Source organism: Chryseobacterium sp. AC417, from assembly GCF_979258215.1.
Map to the genome: position 1 here is coordinate 411,467 of NZ_OZ409845.1, position 21,109 is coordinate 432,575.

Genomic DNA, 21,109 nt, shown 5'->3' on the forward strand with positions numbered 1-21,109 from the left:
CACGATTCACAGTCGTGGTTTTTTTATTCATTTTTATACCATTCAACAGTTATTATTATTAAATTTGTGGTAAAATCAAATACAGAATGAAGAAACTTCTATCTTTTTTTCTTATTTTTTACATATTCTCTATTTCTTTCGCACAATTGGATAGGGAGCATTGGTTTGCGCCGATGGTCGACAGAACCGGTAATCCTAATCCTTACCAGAAACTCTATCTGTCAACAAGCCGCACAACGCCATTTGTGGTCACCATTTATAATAACAACATTATCATTGGTACTGTTACTATTAGCAAAAATAATCCCCAGAAATTTGATGTTTTAAGAGATTATATCATCACCACTACCCAAACAGATTTATTCACGCCTACTTCAAAAGGTCTTTACCTAAAAGCCGACTTTCCGTTTTATGCGAATCTAAGATTTTCTGTATTCAACCATGCGGAAATAATTACTTCCAAAGGGATTCCGTCAACAGGAAAAAACTTTTTCGTTGCAAATGCACCCATCACGGCTAGCAATACGATCTTGAATTTTATGACAAGTATTCTGGCAACAGAAGACAATACAATCGTAACTGTTTCCGGCTATAAACCTACTGTACAATTCTCCAACGGAACAACAGGATTAACCAATCCTACCATGACTTTTATTTTAAATAAAGGACAGTCTTACATTATTGACGGCATCGGAAATATCGCCGGAAATTCTGACGGATTTATCGGTGCAAAAATTACCGCAGACAAAGCAGTGAATGTAACCAATGGAAATTTCAACGGTCAGTATTCAGGAAATATTCTTACGAGTTCGGATATTTTGATGGATCAGTCTGTACCGGTAGAGCAACTCGGGACTCAGTTCGCATTGGTAAAAGGAAACGGAAATATTGGCAGCAATATGGAGGGAGCTATAGTCATCGCTACCCAAGACAATACACAGGTTTTCTTAAACAATGAAGGTTTGCCGATAACCACACTCAACACAGGTCAATACTATGTAGTTTCAGATACAAAATATCAGCTTCAGGGAACAAATCATTATAATCTATACATCAGAACCACCAAAAACGCTTACGTATATCAGATTCTTGCAGGAGATTCTGTGAGTGGTACTGAGGTTGCAACGGGTGGTTTTAATTTTATTCCGGCATTAAGTTGTTACCTACCTAAGCAAATAAATGAAATTGGCTTAATTAATGAAAATTTTGTTCACTCAAATGCAAATCCTTCCGGAATTTTAAATATTCCAACTAAATTAAATCTGGTTACCGAGCGTGGTGCCGTCGTTACCGTCAATGGTGTAACACCTCCAATTACTACAGGGCCTTTTGATATGACCGGTCTTAGTACATGGGTAACTTATGGAATCCCAAACACCGTGGGAACTATTACTGTAGTTTCTAATAAAGCAATTACCGCAGGAATTACGGCAGGTAGTGATGCAGTAGGATATGGTGGATTCTTTGCAGGCTTCGCTACACAGCCTGTCATCTTAAAATCTGGCGGAGATTGTGTTCCGGGAATTATCTTGACGGTTGACCCCATCATCTACGAAACTTACCAATGGTTCAGAAACGGAATTTTGATTCCTGGTGCTACCGGAGCATCCTTTACTCCTACCCAATCCGGCTATTACACTTGCTCGGTTACGATGGGAAGCTGTGCGCCGCTTGTGACAGCACAATATAAAGTTCTCAATTGTTTAAAACAGACTACTGCAAGTTTTGATATTTGTGAAAACAAAATAATCACACCTGCTTTTACAACATCTACTCAAACTCCGGTTGTATCAACGATTGCAATTACTACAGCACCAACGCTTGGAACCGCAACAATTAATACTACTTCCGGTGTCATCACGTATACAGTAACCAACCCTTCTGCTACCGGAACAGATACTTTCACATACACATTCTGTGGCAACGATCCCGAATTTCCGGATTGCGAATCTGTAACCGTAACGCTGAACATTGTACCTGTTACCGTAACCAATGCTACACTGACGTCTTGTAATGTAAATGGTGTTGGAACATTTAATCTGACAACAGCTAATGTAACAGCCAATGCGCCGGTTATTAAAACATACTACACCAGTTTATTAGCTGCACAAACTGAAAATGCTACGGGACAAATTCTTATTCCCACCTCACATACTGCTCCTGCCGGAACAATTGTATATGTTGTGGTAAAAAATCCTGCGGGCTGTAAGAATATTGCGCAGATAACACTTAATTTATTTCCTTTGGCAATCATTACCCCGGCAAATTTTGGAAATCAGTGTGATGAAAATCTTGACGGTACGGTGAATGTTGTTTTATCTGATATTACTCAATTAATACTTAATAATCCAGCATATTTTACCAATGTGAGATATTACGCACAATTAATTGATGCCAATGCGGGAAATAATAATACGCTTCCGAATAACTGGAGTTATACTGTGAACACCACAATTTACATTCGGGTAGAATCGCCGGATGGTTGTGCACCTGTAATCCAGCCTATCAATTTTACTGTGGGAACAAGATTGCCACTTATCACAACATCATTAATCACCAATTTCTGTGATGACGATTTAGACGGGATTAAACAAGTTAATCTTGCACAGTTTATTCCGCAGTTTACAACAGATCCTTTGGTAACTGTAAGCTACCATGCTACTTTAGCCGATGCTCAGAATGATGTTGCTAATATAAGCGGAGCTGTTTCGCTTTCAGGAACCCAAACCTATTTTATCAGATTTGAAAAAGCTGGTTTTTGCCCGAATGTTGCAACTATCAGGATTACTTTAAAAGTTCCGAAGAAATCTGATATTCTATTCGATCAGGTAATTTGTCCTAAAACTAAAACCACTTTAGATGCCGGTTCGGGATTTACTGCTTATCTCTGGAGCACAGGTGCTACAACACCATCAATTTCGAATGTGATTGCAGGGAATTATTGGGTAGACCTTACTTTTGACGGATGCGTTTACAGACAGTTTGTGAATGTTTCAGAATCTGTTTTACCGGTTATCACTTCTATTGATATCAACGGAACCACAGTAACCATAGGTGTGACAGGCGGAGTTCCTCCCTACGAGTATTCATTAGACAACACTACTTGGCAGAGTTCCAATATTTTTTACAATGTACAGCGTGGTAATCACAAAATCTATGTTAGAGATTCGTTAAGATGTGAGGTTGTAGAAAAAACTTTTGTCATTATTGATCTTATCAATACAATAACTCCAAATGGAGACGGTGTCAACGATGATATAGACTACTCTTCTTTAATGAGTAAAGATAATCTTGAATTCAGAATCTTTGATCGATATGGCGCTGAAGTGTTCCGAGGCTCACCTTCAAACAATTTTACATGGGACGGAAATATGAAAGGCAGACCTGTACCTACAGCAACCTATTGGTACTTTTTGAGCTGGACAGAATTTGGAAATGTAACCTCTGTAAAATATACAAGCTGGCTTTTGGTGAAACACCGAAATAACAGTTTGTGGGACAAATAATTTCATAGTCATCATTTTATAACACTCATTAACAGTTTAACCCAAAGTTTAATATAACTTTAACCTGTTTTACGCAGACAAGAATAAAAGAATGATGCTTTTCTTATGTAATTTTGCACATTATATGAAGAAAACGATTACCCTTTTGCTGCTGATTTTCATTATTAAAATTAATGCACAGATTTTTTCCGGACAGGTATTTTTAAGAGACAATTCTGTATTGTATCTTAATCAGGTATATGTTACCAATCTTACTACATACAAAACTGTACTTACAAATTATAACGGAGATTTTACCCTTCAGGCAAAGCCCGGAGACAAGATCCGTTTTACCTCGATCGTTACAGAAAGAAATGATGTACAGCTATCCGACAAAAATTTTAATGTTCGAAACTTAATAGAATTAAAAGTTGCTTATCAGGATATTCAGGAAGTGGTCATCAACAGATTCAGACCCACAGGTAATTTGAGATATGATGTCAATTCATTACGAAAAACAGACAAAGCATATGCACTTCAAAAAGTTATCGGACTTCCACAGCCTAAAGGTGACGGTACACCACCAGAACTCCCGGTAGCAGGTTTCAGAGATGGCGGACTTACATTCAGCTTAGAAAGTATTTTCGATATTCTTTCGGGGGAGAGAAAGAAAAAACAGCGTTTTGTGGCATACGAAAGAATGAATAAATCGGTCACCAATATTAAAAACTATTTGGGAAATGATTACTTCACAAGATTTAAAATTCCGGAAAATCTGATTGACAATTTCCTTCAGTTCGTATACACATCAGAAAACATTGAAGTATACGTACAGACAGGAAATTACGAAGCTGTAAAAATTCCGATTGAAAAGTATCTGCCCATTTATCAGCGTCGTTTAAGGAATTCTCACTTACAGGATGTTGTTAAATAAGCAATATTATGGCAAGTTCTTTCCTCTCATTAATTTTTGTAATCTATAATTTATTATTTTTGAAACATCCTTTATAAATAAAAATCATAATTTTAGCCTGTTTCAAATATCATATTTGAATAAAGACCATCAAAATCTCATTATATTCCAATGAAAAAAATACTTTTGCTCTTCACTACATTGCTTTTCATCGGCTTTTCTGCTCAGAAAAAGGGTAAAGACTATAGTCAGATTCTGAAAAGTAAAAGCATTTACGAAATTAATGCGTTCTTAAGAGATGCTCATCCGGATGATCCCCGCAGATCGGTTTTGAAGCCGAAAGTGATGGAGCTGATGAAAGATTATATAAAAAATGCACCTCCCGGAGATACTAAAGTACGCCAGATGCAGGATTGGCTTGCAATGCTGAAAAGAAAGCCATCAACAAAAATCAGTTTTGATGAGATGAATGCAATCATTAGGCAGAAGCAAATTGCAAGATACCAAAGAGAGTTGCAAGTAGGTCAGTCTGCGGTAGTTTATAAACCAAGTTCTCCCACGAATGTTTACGTTGCCCCGACTGGTAATACCAAAATCACTACAGTGATTGCAGATACCGAAGCCTCAGAATTTAACATGCTGATGGCAGACAATCCTCTTGAGCATAAAAATAAGACTGTAAAAATCCTTAATTCACTTTTTGATAATGATCCTAATGCAAAAGAATGCATTATCATGATTGAAAATAAATCTGACTGCAATATTATTGTAAGAATTGAGGGAATCGGGAATACAAAATACAGACTTCCCGTACCTGCTCATGGTGATAATTCTATCGTTATACAAAAAGGAGACTACCTTTTATCCAGCATCGTTTGCGGAGCGCAATATGCTTCACAAAAAACCATACAGAAACCTTTAATGGTTGCTTTAGGAAGTTCTAAATAATATACTCTAGACAACAGCTTCATCTCTCTTTCCTTTATAATTTAAATGAAATCTCTCTTATTTTCATTAATTTTGCAAGATTTGAAAAATATACATGGGCAAGAACAAATTAGCAAGATTCGCAGAGAATAAAATATTACCAAACGTCATTCAGCCAACCAGAGATGAAGCAATCAACAGCTTTGAACTGAAGGGAAACTGGAGAAAAGACTTCTTTAAAAACGATCAGCCAATCGTGTTAGAACTAGGTTGTGGTAAAGGAGAATATACCGTTGGTCTCGCCAAAACATTCACTGATAAAAACTTTATAGGGATTGATATCAAAGGTGCGAGATTTTGGTTTGGTGCAAAAGAAGCTGTAGAAAACGGCATGAATAATGTGGCATTTATCCGTTCGCAAATCGAATTGGTAGATCATTTTTTTGCAGAAAACGAAGTCGATGAAATCTGGATTACTTTTCCCGATCCACAAATTAAGTACAGACGTACAAAACATAGATTAACTCATCCTGATTTTCTGGAAAGATATAAGAAATTCTTAAAGCCCGGAGGAATTATTCATCTTAAAACAGATTCTGAGTTCTTGCATGGTTATACTTTGGGCTATCTGCAAGGTGCAGGATATGAGATTATTTCAGCTCATCACGACATTTACGGAGCATTGGAGTATGATCCTAATACACCACATTTAAGAGATATTAAAACTTATTACGAAGAACTTTTTTCTGCTAAAGGAAAAACGATCACATACATAAAATTCAGAATTCATTAAATTGTTATCACAAAATGAAGACGGTAATTTTTTATGGCTTTTTTCTTGCCAAAGAAGTAACATAATTATTATTCAAATTTAAAAAGAATAAAATTTAAATTTACATTAAGAAAATATGCTCATGAAAAAAAATCTTCACTTCTGCATTCTGACCATTTTGTTCTTGACCAATTGCGGCAATGCAAATCATAATACGAAACAGCCTGTAAAAAAACCTGCTGCTCCCGTAATTTCAACTATTGGAACAAAAACCAGTCCTGCTGCACAAACTGAAATGGAATATCAGACATTATCAAAAACTTATAAATCCGAAACAGCAGATGTTTTAAATGATTTGCTGAATGGTTCCCAGAGCACTAAAACCTCCGTTATTGTAGAAAATAAATCTGCCTGCAATATGGTCTTAACAATAAGCGGAAATAACTATTTTAAAAAAATTCCGATTGGAGCTAATAAAACAGGATCGGTGATGGTCCCTAAAAATCAGAATTATAACTTTTCGGGAATGATTTGCAATTCGATTTATCAGAAAACAAAATTTATTGTCAACTCTTATTCTGTCAAACTTACGAACTAAGAAAAAATTCAAGACATAAAAAATCCGCTAAACTTTGTTCAGCGGATTTTTATTATTTTAAAGATAAATCTTCAATTATTCAGCAGCAGCGTCGAAATCTGCATCTTTATCAGCAGTTACTACTTCTCCTTCTTCTTTAGATTTTTCTTTATCAGCTTTTCTCTGAGACTGACCTTCTTTGATAGAATCTGAAACTACGTTTAAGATCATATCGATAGATTTTGAAGCATCATCATTTCCTGGGATAACGAAATCTACTTTTCTTGGGTCAGAGTTTGTATCAACAATACCGAAAACAGGGATACCTAATTTCTTAGCTTCAGTTACAGCGATGTGTTCTCTCATGATATCTACAACGAAGATTGCAGAAGGAAGACGTACCATGTCAGAGATAGAACCTAAGTTTTTCTCTAAGTTAGCTCTTTGTCTGTCAACCTGTAATCTTTCTTTTTTAGATAAAGTTTCGAACGTACCGTCTTTTTTCATTTTGTCGATAGAGTTCATTTTCTTTACAGCTTTTCTGATGGTAACGAAATTCGTTAACATACCTCCCGGCCATCTTTCTGTAATATAAGGCATATTAAGTTCAGCAGCGTGCTTAGCAACTACTTCTTTCGCTTGCTTTTTGGTAGCTACGAAAAGAACTTTTTTACCTGCAGAAGTTAATTTTTCTAAAGCGCTGCACGCTTCATCTAATTTAACAGCTGTTTTATGTAAGTCTACAATGTGAATACCATTTTTCTCCATAAAAATGTATGGAGCCATATTTGGATTCCACTTTCTAGTCATGTGACCGAAGTGTACACCAGCCTCTAGAAGGTCTTTTACATTTGCTTTTGCCATGTTTTCTGTTTTTGTTAGTTTACTTTCCGTTTCTTAAACAATCAACGACTTCTTTAGATGGGAGAAGTGTTTGGATGCTAAACGTAACGGGCAAAGTTGCTGTTGGCTTATTGCTTTTGGCAATTCACTTCCCAGCTTGGGTTAAAAAATAATTTTTTAAAAATTTTTCTAAAGCTATCCGCCATAAGCCAATAGCCATACGCTTTTTTAACGTTTTGAGAACTGGAATCTCTTTCTTGCTTTTTTCTGACCTGGTTTCTTTCTTTCTACCATTCTTGCATCTCTAGTAAGTAAACCTGCAGGCTTTAATGCTAATCTAAACTCAGCATTAATTTCGCAAAGAGCTCTAGAAATCCCTAATCTGATTGCTTCTGCCTGACCTGTATTACCACCACCGAAAACATTTACGGTAACGTCATACTGACCAACAGTCTCAGAAAGGATAAACGGCTGATTTAATTTATAAACCATTACGTCTGTAGAGAAATATTCTTTAGCATCTTTACGGTTTACTGTAATAATCCCAGAACCTGGTCTTACATAAACTCTTGCTACAGAAGTCTTTCTTCTTCCGATTTTGTGAATTATAGACATATTAATTATTTAAATTCGTTAATATTAAGTGTTTTAGGCTGTTGAGCTTCATGCTTGTGCTCAGTTCCTTCATATAAATAAAGGTTTTTGAACATAGCAGATCCTAATCTCGTTTTTGGAAGCATACCTTTTACAGATTTTTCCAATACTTTCAGAGAATCTTTTTTTAGAAGTTCAGTTGCCGTCATAAACTTCTGACCACCAGGATAACCGGTATGCCAGATATAAGTTTTATCTGCCCACTTGTTTCCGGAAAGGGTTACTTTCCCAGCATTCAAAACAATAACATTATCACCACAATCTACGTGAGGTGTAAAGTTTGCTTTGTGCTTACCTCTCAAAATCTTTGCAACCTTAGAAGCTAGTCGTCCTAACGGTTGTCCTTCAGCGTCTACTACAACCCATTCTTTATTTGCAGTAGCTTTGTTCGCTGAAACAGTTTTGTAACTTAATGTATTCACACGTTTTAGTTAAAGATTAAACATAATATTCCCCATAAGGGTGTGCAAAGGTACAAATTATTTTTAGATTGCGAAAACTTATTTAAACTTAATCAATCAACATCTATATAAGATATAATCATAAATTTTAAAATAAAGCTTTTAAAGACAAAATTTTTGCTGATAAAATTAATTACGCAAAGACTTATTAGCCCTGAAACTTGCGATTAAATAATACGCCACAAAAACGGTAGAGAATTTCAGAATGGCAGGAATTGCCAATTCGAGATTAAATAAAATAGATCCAATAAAAACTAATAATGCCATTGCTGCAAACGAACTCAAAAGTTTCTGCACTAAAGTAAATTTCGGAGTATCAAGATAATATGATAATCCCCAAGCTAAACCGAAAGCAATCGCATAAAAAATATCTAATCCAATATTTTCACTGCTCATGAAAAAATAATTAATTGCGAAACTAAGAATCGTTCCTATAGCGAAATATATCAATGCTTTCTGCATACCATTTTAATATGATCCAAAAATACAGAAATTAGTTATGATTATTTTACGATTATTTTTGAAAAAGGGAATCATTATATTATTCAAAATCATTTAAACATTTATAAATCAAAAACTTAATTCCAGAAAAAAAGTTTTTATTTTATTATTATATTTGGAAACTTAGAAATTTTCTACAATCGATATGGAAACCCAAAAATATACTCCAACAAACAAAGTAAGAATTGTGACTGCAGCTTCGTTATTCGACGGGCACGATGCGGCAATTAATATTATGCGCCGTGTCATTCAGGGAACAGGATGCGAAGTCATTCACCTTGGCCACGACAAATCTGCTGAAGAAGTAGTAAACACAGCTATTCAGGAAGACGCCAATGCCATTGCATTGACTTCTTATCAAGGCGGTCACAACGAATATTTCAAATACATCTATGACCTTTTAAGAGAGAAAAACTCTCCGCAAATTAAGATTTTCGGCGGTGGAGGCGGCGTAATTCTTCCTGAAGAAATAGAAGATATTATGGCTTACGGAATCGACAGGATTTATTCTCCAGACGATGGTCGTGAACTTGGTTTACAGGGAATGATCGACGATTTGGTGAAAAGATCAGATTTCGCAACAGGAAAAGAAGTAACCGTTGCAGATTTAGATTTAATTGATTTTGCAAACTCAATCAGCATTGCTAAAATTATTTCTGCAGTTGAAAACTTCTCAGAAGAAAAACCCGATTTGGTAAAAGCCATCGATGAAAAATCAAAAGATTTAAATATTCCAATCATTGGTATCACAGGTACAGGTGGAGCCGGAAAATCCTCATTGACAGACGAATTGGTAAGACGGTTTCTTCGTTCAAACCCGGATAAAAAGATTGCGATCATTTCCATTGATCCTTCGAAAAAGAAAACCGGAGGTGCACTCTTAGGTGACAGAATCCGTATGAATGCGATCAATGATCCAAGAGTTTATATGCGTTCAATGGCAACGAGAGAAAACAACGTTTCTGTTTCGCCATTCATTCATTCCGCTTTAAATGTGTTGAAACTGGCTCATCCTGATGTCATTATTCTGGAAACTTCGGGTATAGGTCAATCCGGTTCAGAGGTTTCAGATTTCGCAGACGTTTCAATGTACGTGATGACTCCCGAATATGGAGCTTCCACGCAATTAGAAAAAATTGACATGCTGGATTATGCAGATTTGGTTGCTTTAAATAAATCTGATAAACGTGGCGCTTTAGACGCACTTCAAGCGGTGAAAAAACAGTTCCAGAGAAACCATTTGTTGTGGGAAAGTCCATTGGACGATATGCCGGTTTATGCAACAAAAGCATCTCAGTTCAATGATCACGGAACAACAGATTTATACAATAGATTAATAGACAAAGTAAACGAAACCCTTCGACAAGCTCACGGTGACAGTGCTCCAAAGTTTCAAGGTTTTGTAGAACAGGAGGTTTCTGAAGACATTACCATTATTCCTCCAAAAAGAGTACGTTATCTTTCTGAAATTGTTGAAAACAATAGAATTTACGATGCCAATGTTGAGAAACAGGCTGATTTAGCCAGAAAAATGTATCATATTGAAGGCGTGAAAAGCTTTCTTTCCGATGAAACTTTAGATGCTGAATATCAAAAAGCCGAAAAAGACCTTCAACAGGAAAATATTGACTTCCTAAACAATTGGGAAGATACAAAACAGGCTTTCAAAGCTGAGTTTTACTCTTATTTCGTTCGTGGAAAAGAAATCAAAGTGGAAACCTCAACAGAATCTTTATCCCATTTAAAAATTCCTAAAATCTCTTTACCAAAATACACCGATTGGGGTGATTTGATTAAATGGAAAGGTCAGGAAAATCTTCCCGGAGGATTTCCTTATACAGCCGGAATTTATCCATTTAAAAGAACGGGAGAAGACCCAACAAGGATGTTTGCGGGAGAAGGCGGACCGGAAAGAACCAACAGAAGATTTCACTATGTTTCTGCAGAAATGGATGCGAAACGTCTTTCTACAGCATTTGACTCCGTGACTTTATACGGACAAGACCCTGCTCTACCACCGGATATTTATGGTAAAATCGGAAATGCGGGAGTTTCTATCGCAACACTGGATGATGCGAAAAAATTGTATTCCGGATTTGATCTGGTGAATGCCATGACTTCGGTTTCAATGACGATTAACGGACCTGCGCCGATGTTGCTGGCTTTCTTTATGAATGCTGCCATTGATCAGAATGTTGAAAAATATATTGCCGAACATAAATTAGAAGCAAGTGTTGAAAAAGCTTTAAAAGCAAAATTCGACGATAAAGGCTTAGAAAGACCAAAATATAACGGCGAATTGCCGCCTTCAAATAATGGTTTAGGTTTAAAATTACTTGGTTTAACAGGTGACGAGGTAATTCCTGCCGAAGCTTACGCTGAAATTAAAGCGAAAACGATCGCAACCGTTCGTGGTACTGTTCAGGCTGATATTTTAAAGGAAGATCAGGCTCAGAATACGTGTATTTTCTCTACTGAATTTGCCTTAAGATTAATGGGTGACGTTCAGGAATATTTTATTACCGAAAAAGTAAGAAACTTCTATTCGGTTTCAATTTCTGGATATCACATTGCGGAAGCAGGTGCAAATCCTGTTTCTCAGTTGGCATTTACATTGGCAAACGGCTTCACATATGTAGAATATTATTTGTCAAGAGGAATGGACATCAATGATTTTGCACCCAACTTATCTTTCTTCTTCTCCAACGGTATCGACCCTGAATATTCAGTGATCGGACGCGTGGCGAGAAGAGTTTGGGCAAAAGCAATGAAACTGAAATACGGAGCAGACGAAAGAAGCCAGATGTTGAAATACCACATCCAAACTTCGGGACGCTCGCTTCACGCTCAGGAAATTGATTTCAATGACATCAGAACTACACTTCAGGCATTGTATGCAATTTATGATAACTGTAATTCACTTCACACCAATGCTTATGACGAAGCGATTACAACTCCGACTGAGCAATCTGTAAGAAGAGCGATGGCAATTCAGTTGATTATCAATAAAGAATTAGGATTGGCTAAAAATGAAAATCCGCTTCAGGGTTCATTTATTATTGAAGAATTAACAGATTTGGTGGAGGAAGCTGTTTACACAGAATTCGACAGAATTACAGAAAGAGGTGGTGTTTTGGGTGCAATGGAAACGATGTATCAGCGTTCGAAAATTCAGGAAGAATCAATGCATTACGAATGGCTGAAACACACCGGAGAATATCCAATCATCGGAGTAAATACTTTCCTTGGAAAAGACGGCTCACCGACGGTTCGTCCTGGAGAAGTAATCCGTTCGACTGAGGAAGAAAAACAAGTCCAGATCGAAACGCTTCATAATTTCCAGCAAGCTAATGAGGATAAATCTGAAGCAGCCTTAAAAACATTACAACACGCTGCCATCAATCAGCAGAATTTATTTAATGTCATGATGGATGCCGTGAAATACTGTTCGCTTGGACAGATTACCAACGCTTTGTTTGAAGTGGGTGGAAAGTACAGAAGGAATATGTAGGTCCGTAGCCGGACTTGCAGTTTTTAATACTAAATGTTTAAATATAAATCAAACCTCAAGGAAATTTCTTTGAGGTTTTTTGTATTTTTACTTTAAGAAAAAAAGTAAAATGAAAAGTTTCATCAGAGCAATTTCAGCAATTTGCTTATTAGGATCTGCGGTCTCGTGTAAATCTTATCCAATGGAGATTCCTCATAAAAGCGATGTAGATAAAAACTCTGAAGAACTGCAAAAAAGACAAGCTGCAGAAAATGAAAAAACAGAGATTAGTTATCTAAATAATTTTGGGAAACCACCAGGCAAATAACCTAATGTAAAATTGGTCACTATAGATTATCTTCAAGAAATTCCTTGAAGTTTTTTGTATTTTTACTCCACAAAAAAAACATTTTAAATAATGAAATACATTGTATTCCTGATCGGAATTATTTCCAGCGGACTTTTCAACGCTCAAGAAGCAGATAACAACCTTCAAGGTTATTTTATGACCAACTCAAAAGAATCTCTTTACCCGTATTTTGCCTTTGATGGTAATGGGAAAGTAGATATTGCAGGATTTGGGAAGGGCGAATATTTTATAAAAAACGATTCTGTCGTAGTTTTTCCGGATAAAGATATTTTTATTTTTAAAATTTCTAAAAACCGTTTGAGTGGAAATTCTACCTGGGTAAAAAATACCAAATGGGATTTGAAGAAAGACAGCCTTGTCGAAAATAACAGAAAAGATGAGACGCTGGCTAAGAAAAACGCCAACCTCCTGTATGAATATTATCGTAAAACCAGGGCAAAATCAAATGATCTTGAGAAATTATTTGATGAAAAAGCAATGGTCAATTACGCCAAAATCATTGATGATTTATGCAATAGAGGTCTAGCAAAGGCGTGCATGGAAAAATTTGGATTAATGATAATGGAAGATATTGGAGGAATGGAAGCTGTTTTAACAAGCAAAACCAAAAAGCCAAAACAGAATGCTGAGATTATTAAGCTCGGACAAAAAATCATTAGCATGGGCGAAGTTGAAGGTCATACAGTTTTAGGAAGTTACTATTATAGTTTAGGCAATAAAACTAAAGCCACAAAAGAATGGCAGACGGCAACAGAAAAAGGAAGTACCAAAGCAGAATTAGCACAGTTTGAAGCAGAAATGAATGATGCTACAAAATAAATCAATGAAACCCAAAGCCATCTTCAACTGGAGCAGCGGAAAAGATTCTGCCCTTGCTTTATATAAGACTTTAAAAGAAGATCAATTTGCGGTTACTTCTTTACTGACAAGCATTAATAAAGAATTTCAGAGAATTTCGATGCATGGTGTCCGTGTTTCATTATTGGAAAAACAGGCTGAAAGTTTAGGATTCCCTTTGATTAAGATGGAACTTCCGAAAGAACCTACGATGGAAGAATATCGTGAAATGATGACCAAAACCATGAATGAAATACAATCCCAAGGCGTTACTCATTCTATTTTTGGTGATATTTTTCTGGAAGATTTAAGAAAATATCGTGAAGGTCAATTGCAATCCATAGGAATGGAAGCTGTTTTCCCTCTTTGGAAAAAACCCACCACCGACCTCATCCATGAGTTTTTAGATTTAGGTTTTAAAACCATTGTAACGTGTGTGAACGAAACCTATCTTGACAAAAGTTTTGCGGGTAGAATTATTGATAAAGATTTCATTAGAGACTTACCCGAAAATGTAGATCCCTGCGGAGAAAACGGAGAATTTCACACCTTTACTTTTGACGGACCTATTTTCAAAAATAAAATTGAGTTTGAAATCGGAGAAACCGTAAAGAAAACCTATCCTAAACCAAAATCTGATGGACAAGAGAATGATGGTGAATATGTTTTCTGGTTTTGTGATTTGACTGAGAAATAATAAGTCAAATTTTTCGTTTTTGACTTAAACTGAAAATTATGAGACATTATCTGAGAATTGAAAATTCCTGTAACATCGCGTTAGAAATGATGAACGATATTCCGGAAGGGAAATATTGTAACTCTTGTTCTAAGAAGGTGATTGATTTTTCGGTTTTACAAGATTTTGAAATCGCAAAGATTTTAGAAGAAAACTCAGACAGGAAAATTTGTGGTATTTTTTTTAAAAATCAATTAAACCGACCATTAATTGAAGGAAAAAAAATTGAGAAACAACCATCAAGAAAAACAACGTTCACGAAAGTAGCAGCAGGAATTGCACTCACGGCAAGTATCATCAATTCTTATCCTGCGCAATCCACAGAAACAAAAAAAATAGAACTAACGCATTCAGCTAATTCTAAAAAACTAACTACTAAAGAAGAGAAGAAAACATCTGATGGCAATTTTGTGATTTCCGGAAGAGTTCTTTCCTCAGATAAGCAGCAGCCAATTTCAGCAGAAATTAGTTTCATCTCTGTTTTAGAGGTTTATACTACAAAAACAGATGAAGATGGAAATTATTCTCTTGAAATTCCAAAAGATATTCTGAAGTACGAAAGTCTATTAGAATTTAAACCTAATTCCTTCGCTTATGACAGAAAACTGTCAATCTATACCATAGAAAATCTAGGAAAAAAACAGGTCGTTGAGTTAGATTATAATGGCTCTGATAAGATGTATGGTGAAGTTTCATTTGGTGTACCTCTTGCGTCAGAAAAATCATTTGTAATTATGGATGGTAAAAAGCTGGATTATAAAACTTTTAACAAGAGCTATTCCATGTTTTATTCAAGATATGATGTGTATTACATCCCTAAAGAGTTTGTGAGCTTTTTTTCTAAGAAAGGAACAATCGAAGATATTTACATCGTTTTCGTAAAACCAAAATAAAGATTTTTTGAAAGCAGAAAATTTCTGATGCCCTGTATTTGAACGTCGGTAATTATGTTAAAAGTATATTGACTTTTTCACTCGTTAAATAAAGCAATTGGATCTGAATTACTAAACTAAAAACTATTAAAAATTGATTTGAAACAGGCTCCCAAAAATAAGGATTGCCATTGAAAACATAACTTACAGTAAAAAACAACAATGCAAGAAGCTGATTTCTGATAATCAAAGGGTGAAATTGTAAATGAATATACTCTCTAAAATTCATCTTTTTAAACATTAAATTATACAGCATCATACAAAATGCTATTCCACCAAGAGCAAACACAATAATTAGGAGAAAATCAAGCTCGATGAGTGATATAATAAATGCCGCCGCAACTGAGATGACTGAATATAAAGTGATGTTTTTAAACCTGCTCTGTAAAACACTTTTTTCTATTCTTGCGATTTTCTTAAACGAAAAAAAATCTGCTTTTACCATTTCCAATTCATATTGCCACTTCAATTTTGTTTTGAGAAAAGCTTCCTGAAAACTCAAATTATCTTTCATCAATTCAGAAAATCTGGATGACAAAATGATCGTGAACCTCATTTAAAATCACAGTACTCAAATTTTTTTTTTGAAGAAAATTCTTTATTTCACGTTCCTGAAAAATAGTGATCATATATTAAAAATGGTATTAAGATTAAACAAATAGCTTTTCATATCATCTTCTTGAGTCGCCTGCTGTTTCTTACCTTTGTCTGTTAAAAGATAATATTTTCGGCTTCTTCCATTAATTTCCTGAATTTCAGAAGTAATCATTCCATCGGCTTCCAGTTTATGCAATAGTGGATAAAGCGCACCTTCAGTCATCTCGAGCTCGCCTTTTGTAAGTTCTTTTGCACGTTGTGTCATTTGGTAACCGTACATTTTCACCTCTTTTGAAAGCAATTTCAAAATGATATTTTGTAAAGTCCCTTTGTATAGACTGTTCTTTTTCAATTCCTATTTTTATACATAACAAATTTATGTATAATTTTCTTATGTATAAAATCTTTCGTCAGTTATTTTTTTAAAACTTATTTTTACACAATGAAAAAAATGTATTTTATCGCTATTTATCCTCCACAGAAAATTATTGATGAAGTAAGAGTCTTTAAACAAGATTTGGCTTTACACTTTAATAATTCTAAAGCTTTAAAAAATGATGCACATATTACATTATTTTCACCCTTCGAAAGAGAATTGTCTTTGGAGAAAGACATTCATGATGCTTTTCAAAAAATTGATACTGATATTTCACCTTTTGAAATTACCTTAAATGGTTTTGGAAGCTTTCCGAATCCTAAAAATCCTGTTCTTTTTATTCAGCCCGAAGAAAGTCTACATCTCAAAGACTTATATAGAAAGGTTAAAGAAAGGTTTAGTTTTAAGACGTACGCTTTCAATCCTCACGTAACTGTTGGATATAGAAATCTGACTTGGGAAAATTATCAAAAAGCATGGGAAATTTATAAGGATAAAGAATTTAAAACTAAATTTATCGTTGACAGAATTTCTCTTCTTCGTCATGATGGAAAATGGGTTCCTATTGCTGAAAAGAAACTTACCGGAAAATAAATATTAGGTAAAAGTATCATAACAATATTCGCAATCAAATTCAGAACTCCTATCTTTGAAGCAATGATTTCAGCAGAGAAAATAATTTTAGGTATTGACCCGGGAACCGCCATTATGGGTTTTGGGCTTATTTCGGTAAAAAAAGGAAAGATGGAAATGATTTCCATCCACGAATTGATTCTAAAAAAATACCCCAATCACGAAACAAAGCTTAAATATATTTTCGATAAAACTCTGGCGTTGATTGATGAATTTCATCCTGATGAGGTGGCATTGGAAGCTCCATTCTTTGGTAAAAATGTGCAATCTATGCTGAAATTGGGACGAGCTCAAGGTGTTGCCATGGCTGCAAGTCTACACAGAAATATTCCTATCACAGAATATTCTCCTAAAAAAATAAAAATGGCCATCACCGGAAACGGAAATGCCAGTAAAGAACAGGTCGCAGGAATGCTTAAAAATCTTTTAAATCTAAAAGAATTTCCTACAAAATATCTGGATGCTTCCGATGGATTGGCAGTCGCAGTCTGTCACCATTTCAATTCAGGAACTTTATCTGATACGAAAGGTTATACGGGTTGGGAAAGTTTTCTGAAACAAAATCCTGACCGACTTAAATAAATTTAAACACCTGAAATACAGAATATTACAAAATTAAAATTGATTACTTGGTAAAACATATTACTATTTGTAACATTGGTATAATTTTTAATACTAATTTTGTATAAATTTTCAAGAATGAAAAATAGTCAGCAAATCATAAATCATACACATCATCAAATAAATTGGTTTCAGAAATTTCTGATGATGTGTTCCGGAGGAAATATCCATATCCTCAAAAAAACACCGAGTGAATGGAATAAATTCTCAGGAATTGGAGGAATTGTACTTTTCACTGCGATTTTCGCCACACTTTCAGCAGGTTACGCAATGTTCACCGTTTTTGATGATATCTGGATGTCAGTCGGGTTCGGAATTCTGTGGGGATTGATGATTTTCAATCTTGACCGATACATCGTTTCTTCTATTAAAAAAACAGGAACATGGTGGAATCAGATTTTGATGTCTATTCCAAGATTAATTCTGGCAACATTTTTAGGAATTATTATTTCTAAACCTCTGGAGCTGAAAATCTTTGAAAAGGAAGTGAACAAGCAATTAAATACCATTATTCAGAGAAATAAAAAACAGTTGCAAGGTGAAATGAATGGCAGAATTCTTCAGCAAAGCGGACCTTTTGACACCGAGAAAAAACAAATCACCGATAAAATTGCCCAATATCAAAAATCTTATGACTCTGCTGCTGTTGAATTGGAGAAAGAAATTTTAGGGAAACAATCGGGGTTAACGAGCGGTAAAGAGGGTTTCGGACCGAACGCAAAACGAAAAACAGAACTGAAAGAACAGCGCAGACTCGATCTTGAAAATTATCAAAAGCAGGCTGCACCAAGATTAAACTATTTGGATAAAGAAATCTCAAAAGTCTACACCAATTTGGAAACTGAAAGAAAATCTACTGAAACCGTTGAAGATAAATTTAACGGATTTGCAGCAAGGCTTCAGGCGTTGGATGAATTAGGAAAAAACTCAGCAATCATTGCTACTGCGGCAGCGTTTATCATGGGTCTTTTTATTTGTCTGGAAATTTCCCCTGTTTTGGTTAAACTGATTTCTCAGGTGGGTCCTTATGATTATCTTTTAGAAAAAACTGAAAACGATTTCCGACTGTATTCAAAAGAAAAGGTTGAGAAGGGAAATGCGCTTACTGATTTCAGAATTGATGATTTTAAAGATAAATTACGGTAGTTCTCAGTGTCTGAAAATTAGTGAATAAATTTTTCACGTAACCATTAAAAAATGTTTCGGCGGTCGCTTTGCGACCGCCGAAACTGTTATATAAATCTGAAATTTAATTTACAAAGAATGTTATAGAGAATAATTAGGAGCTTCAGACGTAATAATCACATCATGAGGATGAGATTCTTTTAATCCGCTTCCTGTAATCATGACCATTTTTGTGTCTTTCTGTAAAGCTTCAATATCTTTTGCTCCACAGTAACCCATTCCGGCTCTAAGACCTCCGGTTAACTGGAAAATAACATCTTCCAGCTTCCCTTTGTGCGGAACTCTGCCTTCAATACCTTCCGGTACGAATTTTTTAGCCTCACTTTGGAAGTATCTTTCTTTACCACCTCTCTTCATTGCAGAAAGGCTTCCCATTCCCTGATATGCTTTAAATTTTCTTCCCTGGTAGATAATTTCTTCACCCGGCGATTCATCAGTTCCTGCTAAGAGTGAACCCACCATTACTGCTCCTGCTCCACTTGCGATTGCTTTTACAATGTCTCCGGAAAGTTTAACTCCTCCGTCAGCGATTACCGTAACGTTTTTAGATTTAGCATATTCATACACATTATAAATTGCTGATAATTGAGGAACTCCCACTCCTGCAACAACTCTTGTTGTACAGATAGATCCTGGACCTACACCAACTTTAAGAACATTTGCACCTGCTTCAATCAAATCTTTAGCGCCTTCAGCAGTTACGATGTTTCCACCTACAAGATCCAAATCCGGATATGCTTTTCTGATTTCTGAAATTTTATCTAAAACTCCTTTAGAATGACCGTGTGCAGAATCGATGGCGATAATATCAACACCAGCTTTCACCAATGCAGCAATTCTGTCCATTGTATCTTCTCCTACGCCAACTCCGGCTCCTACAAGTAAGCGTCCGTTTTCGTCCTTATTGGCGTTTGGATATTCTAATTGGTTATCAATATCTTTAATGGTAATTAAACCAACAAGCTTATATTCTTTATCTACAATAGGAAGTTTTTCAACTCTGTTTTTAAGAAGAATTTCTTTTGCCTTTTCAAGATTCGTACTTTTATCAGAAGTTATCAGATGCTCTTTTGTCATGATCTCTTCTACTTTCATATCAAGATTTTCCTGATATTTTACATCTCTATTGGTAATGATTCCTATTAGTACATTATCAGGATTTACAACAGGAAGACCAGAGATTTTATATTTTGCCATCGTTTCTTTAGCCTGAGCCAAAGTATGGTCTTTTGTAAGAGTAACAGGATCTGAAATCATTCCGTTTTCTGAACGCTTTACCCGGTTAACCTGTGCAGCCTGTTCAGCAATCGGCATATTTTTATGAATAAAACCTAAACCGCCCACTCTTGCCAAAGCAATTGCCAAATCTGCTTCCGTAACGGTATCCATTGCGGCAGAAACTATAGGAACATTAAGCGTAATTTTATCGGTAAGTCTTGATTTTAAAGAAACCTGGTTAGGTAAAACTTCTGAGTAAGAAGGTACGAGAAGAACGTCATCGAAAGTGATGGCTGTCTCTACAATTTTGTTATGAATCGACATCTTTACTTTCTGTGCAAAATTAGGCTATTTTAACCAAATAAAAAAATGCATTTCAATAGTTTAAATAAAACTTAATAATCAATAAAATAGATTAAAAAAAGCCGCAATCATGATGAGTGCGACTTTTAACAATATAAAATAAGTTAATATGAAATTATTTGTCTGAAGCGTTGTTAATCATTCGTGAAATATCGTCAGCCGTAAAATTTCCTTTGACATCTACAAAAACCAAATCTTTATCTGAATTCACAGTAATCAGCATATTTTTAATAGATTCACCTTTTTGTTTTACTCTGATATTCACGTTATTGCCATCATGTTTTATGGTTGCCCATTCTTCGTAATGATTATTGTTTAAATAATTGGCGTAATCTTTCAGCATGGTTTTGTTTCCGTTTTCTACGGTCAGTATCTTTATTTTTGAGACTTTCTTCACCATATTCACCAAAGCTTCGCCATCCTCATCTTCTCTCAAAGCTTTTTTAATGTAAGGTTTTGCTAAAAACAACGGAACATTAAAGCTCACAAATCTTGCCCCTTGATAATCATAATCGGAATTTGAAAAAAATTCCATATTGGGCTTGTGCGAAACGACGCAAGATTGCATTAAGAATATGGTGCAGATACCTGCGAAAAGGATTTTTAAGATTTTCATGG

General features: G+C 35.3%; 21 protein-coding genes. 13 read left to right on the forward strand and 8 right to left on the reverse strand.

The window, feature by feature from the left end; translation table 11 throughout:
• Nucleotides 1-86: 86 nt before the first annotated feature.
• The 5 genes from ACZZ9T_RS02000 to ACZZ9T_RS02020 all read left to right on the forward strand — a co-directional run bounded on the left by ACZZ9T_RS02000 (nucleotide 87) and on the right by ACZZ9T_RS02020 (nucleotide 6,695).
• Nucleotides 87-3,506, forward strand: coding sequence for a T9SS type B sorting domain-containing protein (locus tag ACZZ9T_RS02000; protein ID WP_463440706.1), 3,420 nt, complete (start codon nucleotides 87-89; stop codon nucleotides 3,504-3,506).
• Nucleotides 3,507-3,630: 124 nt separating this feature from the next.
• Nucleotides 3,631-4,419 carry a hypothetical protein gene (locus tag ACZZ9T_RS02005; protein WP_463440707.1) on the forward strand — a complete coding sequence of 263 codons (789 nt, stop codon included), beginning with the start codon at nucleotides 3,631-3,633 and terminating at the stop codon, nucleotides 4,417-4,419.
• A 150-nt stretch (nucleotides 4,420-4,569) separates the two neighbouring features.
• Nucleotides 4,570-5,346 (forward strand): DUF6759 domain-containing protein, encoded by a 777-nt coding sequence (locus tag ACZZ9T_RS02010; RefSeq protein WP_463440708.1) that lies wholly within the window; start codon nucleotides 4,570-4,572, stop codon nucleotides 5,344-5,346.
• 94 nt (nucleotides 5,347-5,440) lie between these two features.
• Nucleotides 5,441-6,118, forward strand: a complete 678-nt coding sequence (gene trmB, locus ACZZ9T_RS02015) for a tRNA (guanosine(46)-N7)-methyltransferase TrmB (RefSeq protein WP_463440709.1) — start codon at nucleotides 5,441-5,443, stop codon at nucleotides 6,116-6,118.
• A gap of 121 nt (nucleotides 6,119-6,239) precedes the next feature.
• Entirely contained in the window at nucleotides 6,240-6,695 is a 456-nt protein-coding gene (locus ACZZ9T_RS02020) for a DUF6759 domain-containing protein (protein WP_463440710.1), read from the forward strand.
• A 75-nt stretch (nucleotides 6,696-6,770) separates the two neighbouring features.
• Here the strand turns inward: ACZZ9T_RS02020 and rpsB are convergent, their stop codons facing one another.
• The 4 genes from rpsB to ACZZ9T_RS02040 form a co-directional block, all read right to left on the reverse strand.
• Nucleotides 6,771-7,538 carry a 30S ribosomal protein S2 gene (gene rpsB, locus ACZZ9T_RS02025; RefSeq protein WP_463429752.1) on the reverse strand — a complete coding sequence of 256 codons (768 nt, stop codon included), beginning with the start codon at nucleotides 7,536-7,538 and terminating at the stop codon, nucleotides 6,771-6,773.
• A 207-nt stretch (nucleotides 7,539-7,745) separates the two neighbouring features.
• Nucleotides 7,746-8,132: a 30S ribosomal protein S9 gene (gene rpsI / locus ACZZ9T_RS02030; RefSeq protein WP_463429753.1), complete on the reverse strand. Its 387-nt coding sequence runs from the start codon at nucleotides 8,130-8,132 to the stop codon at nucleotides 7,746-7,748.
• Nucleotides 8,133-8,137: 5 nt separating this feature from the next.
• The gene (gene rplM / locus ACZZ9T_RS02035) at nucleotides 8,138-8,593 is read right to left on the reverse strand and encodes a 50S ribosomal protein L13 (protein ID WP_463429754.1); all 456 of its coding nucleotides are present in this window, start codon (nucleotides 8,591-8,593) and stop codon (nucleotides 8,138-8,140) included.
• A 168-nt stretch (nucleotides 8,594-8,761) separates the two neighbouring features.
• Complete coding sequence (locus ACZZ9T_RS02040; protein ID WP_463440711.1) at nucleotides 8,762-9,094, reverse strand: hypothetical protein; 333 nt, start codon at nucleotides 9,092-9,094, stop codon at nucleotides 8,762-8,764.
• Nucleotides 9,095-9,278: 184 nt separating this feature from the next.
• On the opposite strand from ACZZ9T_RS02040, the gene ACZZ9T_RS02045 reads away from it, so the two are divergent.
• The 5 genes from ACZZ9T_RS02045 to ACZZ9T_RS02065 all read left to right on the forward strand — a co-directional run bounded on the left by ACZZ9T_RS02045 (nucleotide 9,279) and on the right by ACZZ9T_RS02065 (nucleotide 15,459).
• Nucleotides 9,279-12,644 (forward strand): methylmalonyl-CoA mutase family protein, encoded by a 3,366-nt coding sequence (locus ACZZ9T_RS02045; RefSeq protein ID WP_463440712.1) that lies wholly within the window; start codon nucleotides 9,279-9,281, stop codon nucleotides 12,642-12,644.
• Nucleotides 12,645-12,753: 109 nt separating this feature from the next.
• On the forward strand, nucleotides 12,754-12,951 hold the full coding sequence (locus tag ACZZ9T_RS02050; protein ID WP_463440713.1) for a hypothetical protein: 198 nt from the start codon (nucleotides 12,754-12,756) through the stop codon (nucleotides 12,949-12,951).
• Nucleotides 12,952-13,041: 90 nt separating this feature from the next.
• On the forward strand, nucleotides 13,042-13,812 hold the full coding sequence (locus tag ACZZ9T_RS02055) for a hypothetical protein (protein ID WP_463440714.1): 771 nt from the start codon (nucleotides 13,042-13,044) through the stop codon (nucleotides 13,810-13,812).
• Nucleotides 13,813-13,816: 4 nt separating this feature from the next.
• The gene (locus ACZZ9T_RS02060) at nucleotides 13,817-14,527 is read left to right on the forward strand and encodes a Dph6-related ATP pyrophosphatase (RefSeq protein ID WP_463440715.1); all 711 of its coding nucleotides are present in this window, start codon (nucleotides 13,817-13,819) and stop codon (nucleotides 14,525-14,527) included.
• Nucleotides 14,528-14,565: 38 nt separating this feature from the next.
• Entirely contained in the window at nucleotides 14,566-15,459 is an 894-nt protein-coding gene (locus tag ACZZ9T_RS02065) for a hypothetical protein (protein WP_463440716.1), read from the forward strand.
• Nucleotides 15,460-15,511: 52 nt separating this feature from the next.
• Here ACZZ9T_RS02065 and ACZZ9T_RS02070 read toward each other — a convergent pair whose 3' ends face one another.
• Together ACZZ9T_RS02070 and ACZZ9T_RS02075 are read right to left on the reverse strand one after the other, a co-directional pair.
• Nucleotides 15,512-16,012 carry a hypothetical protein gene (locus ACZZ9T_RS02070; protein WP_463440717.1) on the reverse strand — a complete coding sequence of 167 codons (501 nt, stop codon included), beginning with the start codon at nucleotides 16,010-16,012 and terminating at the stop codon, nucleotides 15,512-15,514.
• Between the two features lie 111 nt (nucleotides 16,013-16,123).
• Entirely contained in the window at nucleotides 16,124-16,447 is a 324-nt protein-coding gene (locus ACZZ9T_RS02075; RefSeq protein WP_463440718.1) for a PadR family transcriptional regulator, read from the reverse strand.
• Nucleotides 16,448-16,537: 90 nt separating this feature from the next.
• On the opposite strand from ACZZ9T_RS02075, the gene ACZZ9T_RS02080 reads away from it, so the two are divergent.
• From ACZZ9T_RS02080 to ACZZ9T_RS02090, 3 genes are all read left to right on the forward strand, one after another.
• Complete coding sequence (locus ACZZ9T_RS02080) at nucleotides 16,538-17,065, forward strand: 2'-5' RNA ligase family protein (protein ID WP_463440719.1); 528 nt, start codon at nucleotides 16,538-16,540, stop codon at nucleotides 17,063-17,065.
• 66 nt (nucleotides 17,066-17,131) lie between these two features.
• Nucleotides 17,132-17,686, forward strand: coding sequence for a crossover junction endodeoxyribonuclease RuvC (ruvC, locus tag ACZZ9T_RS02085; RefSeq protein WP_463433726.1), 555 nt, complete (start codon nucleotides 17,132-17,134; stop codon nucleotides 17,684-17,686).
• 117 nt (nucleotides 17,687-17,803) lie between these two features.
• Nucleotides 17,804-18,871, forward strand: coding sequence for a DUF4407 domain-containing protein (locus ACZZ9T_RS02090; RefSeq protein WP_463440720.1), 1,068 nt, complete (start codon nucleotides 17,804-17,806; stop codon nucleotides 18,869-18,871).
• A 120-nt stretch (nucleotides 18,872-18,991) separates the two neighbouring features.
• On the opposite strand, the gene guaB is transcribed toward ACZZ9T_RS02090, so the two are convergent.
• Together guaB and ACZZ9T_RS02100 are read right to left on the reverse strand one after the other, a co-directional pair.
• Nucleotides 18,992-20,452 (reverse strand): IMP dehydrogenase, encoded by a 1,461-nt coding sequence (guaB, locus tag ACZZ9T_RS02095; protein ID WP_463429766.1) that lies wholly within the window; start codon nucleotides 20,450-20,452, stop codon nucleotides 18,992-18,994.
• A gap of 154 nt (nucleotides 20,453-20,606) precedes the next feature.
• Nucleotides 20,607-21,107, reverse strand: a complete 501-nt coding sequence (locus ACZZ9T_RS02100) for a DUF4252 domain-containing protein (protein ID WP_463429767.1) — start codon at nucleotides 21,105-21,107, stop codon at nucleotides 20,607-20,609.
• Nucleotides 21,108-21,109: the final 2 nt, after the last annotated feature.

Bases quoted from the DNA above. Each gene is read 5' to 3' on its own strand.
- ACZZ9T_RS02020 (WP_463440710.1), top strand. From the start codon at position 6,240: ATGAAAAAAAATCTTCACTTCTGCATTCTGACCATTTTGTTCTTGACC.
- ACZZ9T_RS02065 (WP_463440716.1), top strand. From the start codon at position 14,566: ATGAGACATTATCTGAGAATTGAAAATTCCTGTAACATCGCGTTAGAA.
- rpsI (WP_463429753.1), bottom strand. From the start codon at position 8,132: ATGTCTATAATTCACAAAATCGGAAGAAGAAAGACTTCTGTAGCAAGA.
- ACZZ9T_RS02060 (WP_463440715.1), top strand. From the start codon at position 13,817: ATGAAACCCAAAGCCATCTTCAACTGGAGCAGCGGAAAAGATTCTGCC.
- ACZZ9T_RS02010 (WP_463440708.1), top strand. From the start codon at position 4,570: ATGAAAAAAATACTTTTGCTCTTCACTACATTGCTTTTCATCGGCTTT.
- ACZZ9T_RS02050 (WP_463440713.1), top strand. From the start codon at position 12,754: ATGAAAAGTTTCATCAGAGCAATTTCAGCAATTTGCTTATTAGGATCT.
- ACZZ9T_RS02040 (WP_463440711.1), bottom strand. From the start codon at position 9,094: ATGCAGAAAGCATTGATATATTTCGCTATAGGAACGATTCTTAGTTTC.
- trmB (WP_463440709.1), top strand. From the start codon at position 5,441: ATGGGCAAGAACAAATTAGCAAGATTCGCAGAGAATAAAATATTACCA.
- ACZZ9T_RS02070 (WP_463440717.1), bottom strand. From the start codon at position 16,012: ATGAAAGATAATTTGAGTTTTCAGGAAGCTTTTCTCAAAACAAAATTG.
- ACZZ9T_RS02005 (WP_463440707.1), top strand. From the start codon at position 3,631: ATGAAGAAAACGATTACCCTTTTGCTGCTGATTTTCATTATTAAAATT.
- rpsB (WP_463429752.1), bottom strand. From the start codon at position 7,538: ATGGCAAAAGCAAATGTAAAAGACCTTCTAGAGGCTGGTGTACACTTC.
- ACZZ9T_RS02080 (WP_463440719.1), top strand. From the start codon at position 16,538: ATGAAAAAAATGTATTTTATCGCTATTTATCCTCCACAGAAAATTATT.
- ACZZ9T_RS02100 (WP_463429767.1), bottom strand. From the start codon at position 21,107: ATGAAAATCTTAAAAATCCTTTTCGCAGGTATCTGCACCATATTCTTA.
- ACZZ9T_RS02000 (WP_463440706.1), top strand. From the start codon at position 87: ATGAAGAAACTTCTATCTTTTTTTCTTATTTTTTACATATTCTCTATT.
- guaB (WP_463429766.1), bottom strand. From the start codon at position 20,452: ATGTCGATTCATAACAAAATTGTAGAGACAGCCATCACTTTCGATGAC.
- ACZZ9T_RS02090 (WP_463440720.1), top strand. From the start codon at position 17,804: ATGAAAAATAGTCAGCAAATCATAAATCATACACATCATCAAATAAAT.
- ACZZ9T_RS02045 (WP_463440712.1), top strand. From the start codon at position 9,279: ATGGAAACCCAAAAATATACTCCAACAAACAAAGTAAGAATTGTGACT.
- ACZZ9T_RS02055 (WP_463440714.1), top strand. From the start codon at position 13,042: ATGAAATACATTGTATTCCTGATCGGAATTATTTCCAGCGGACTTTTC.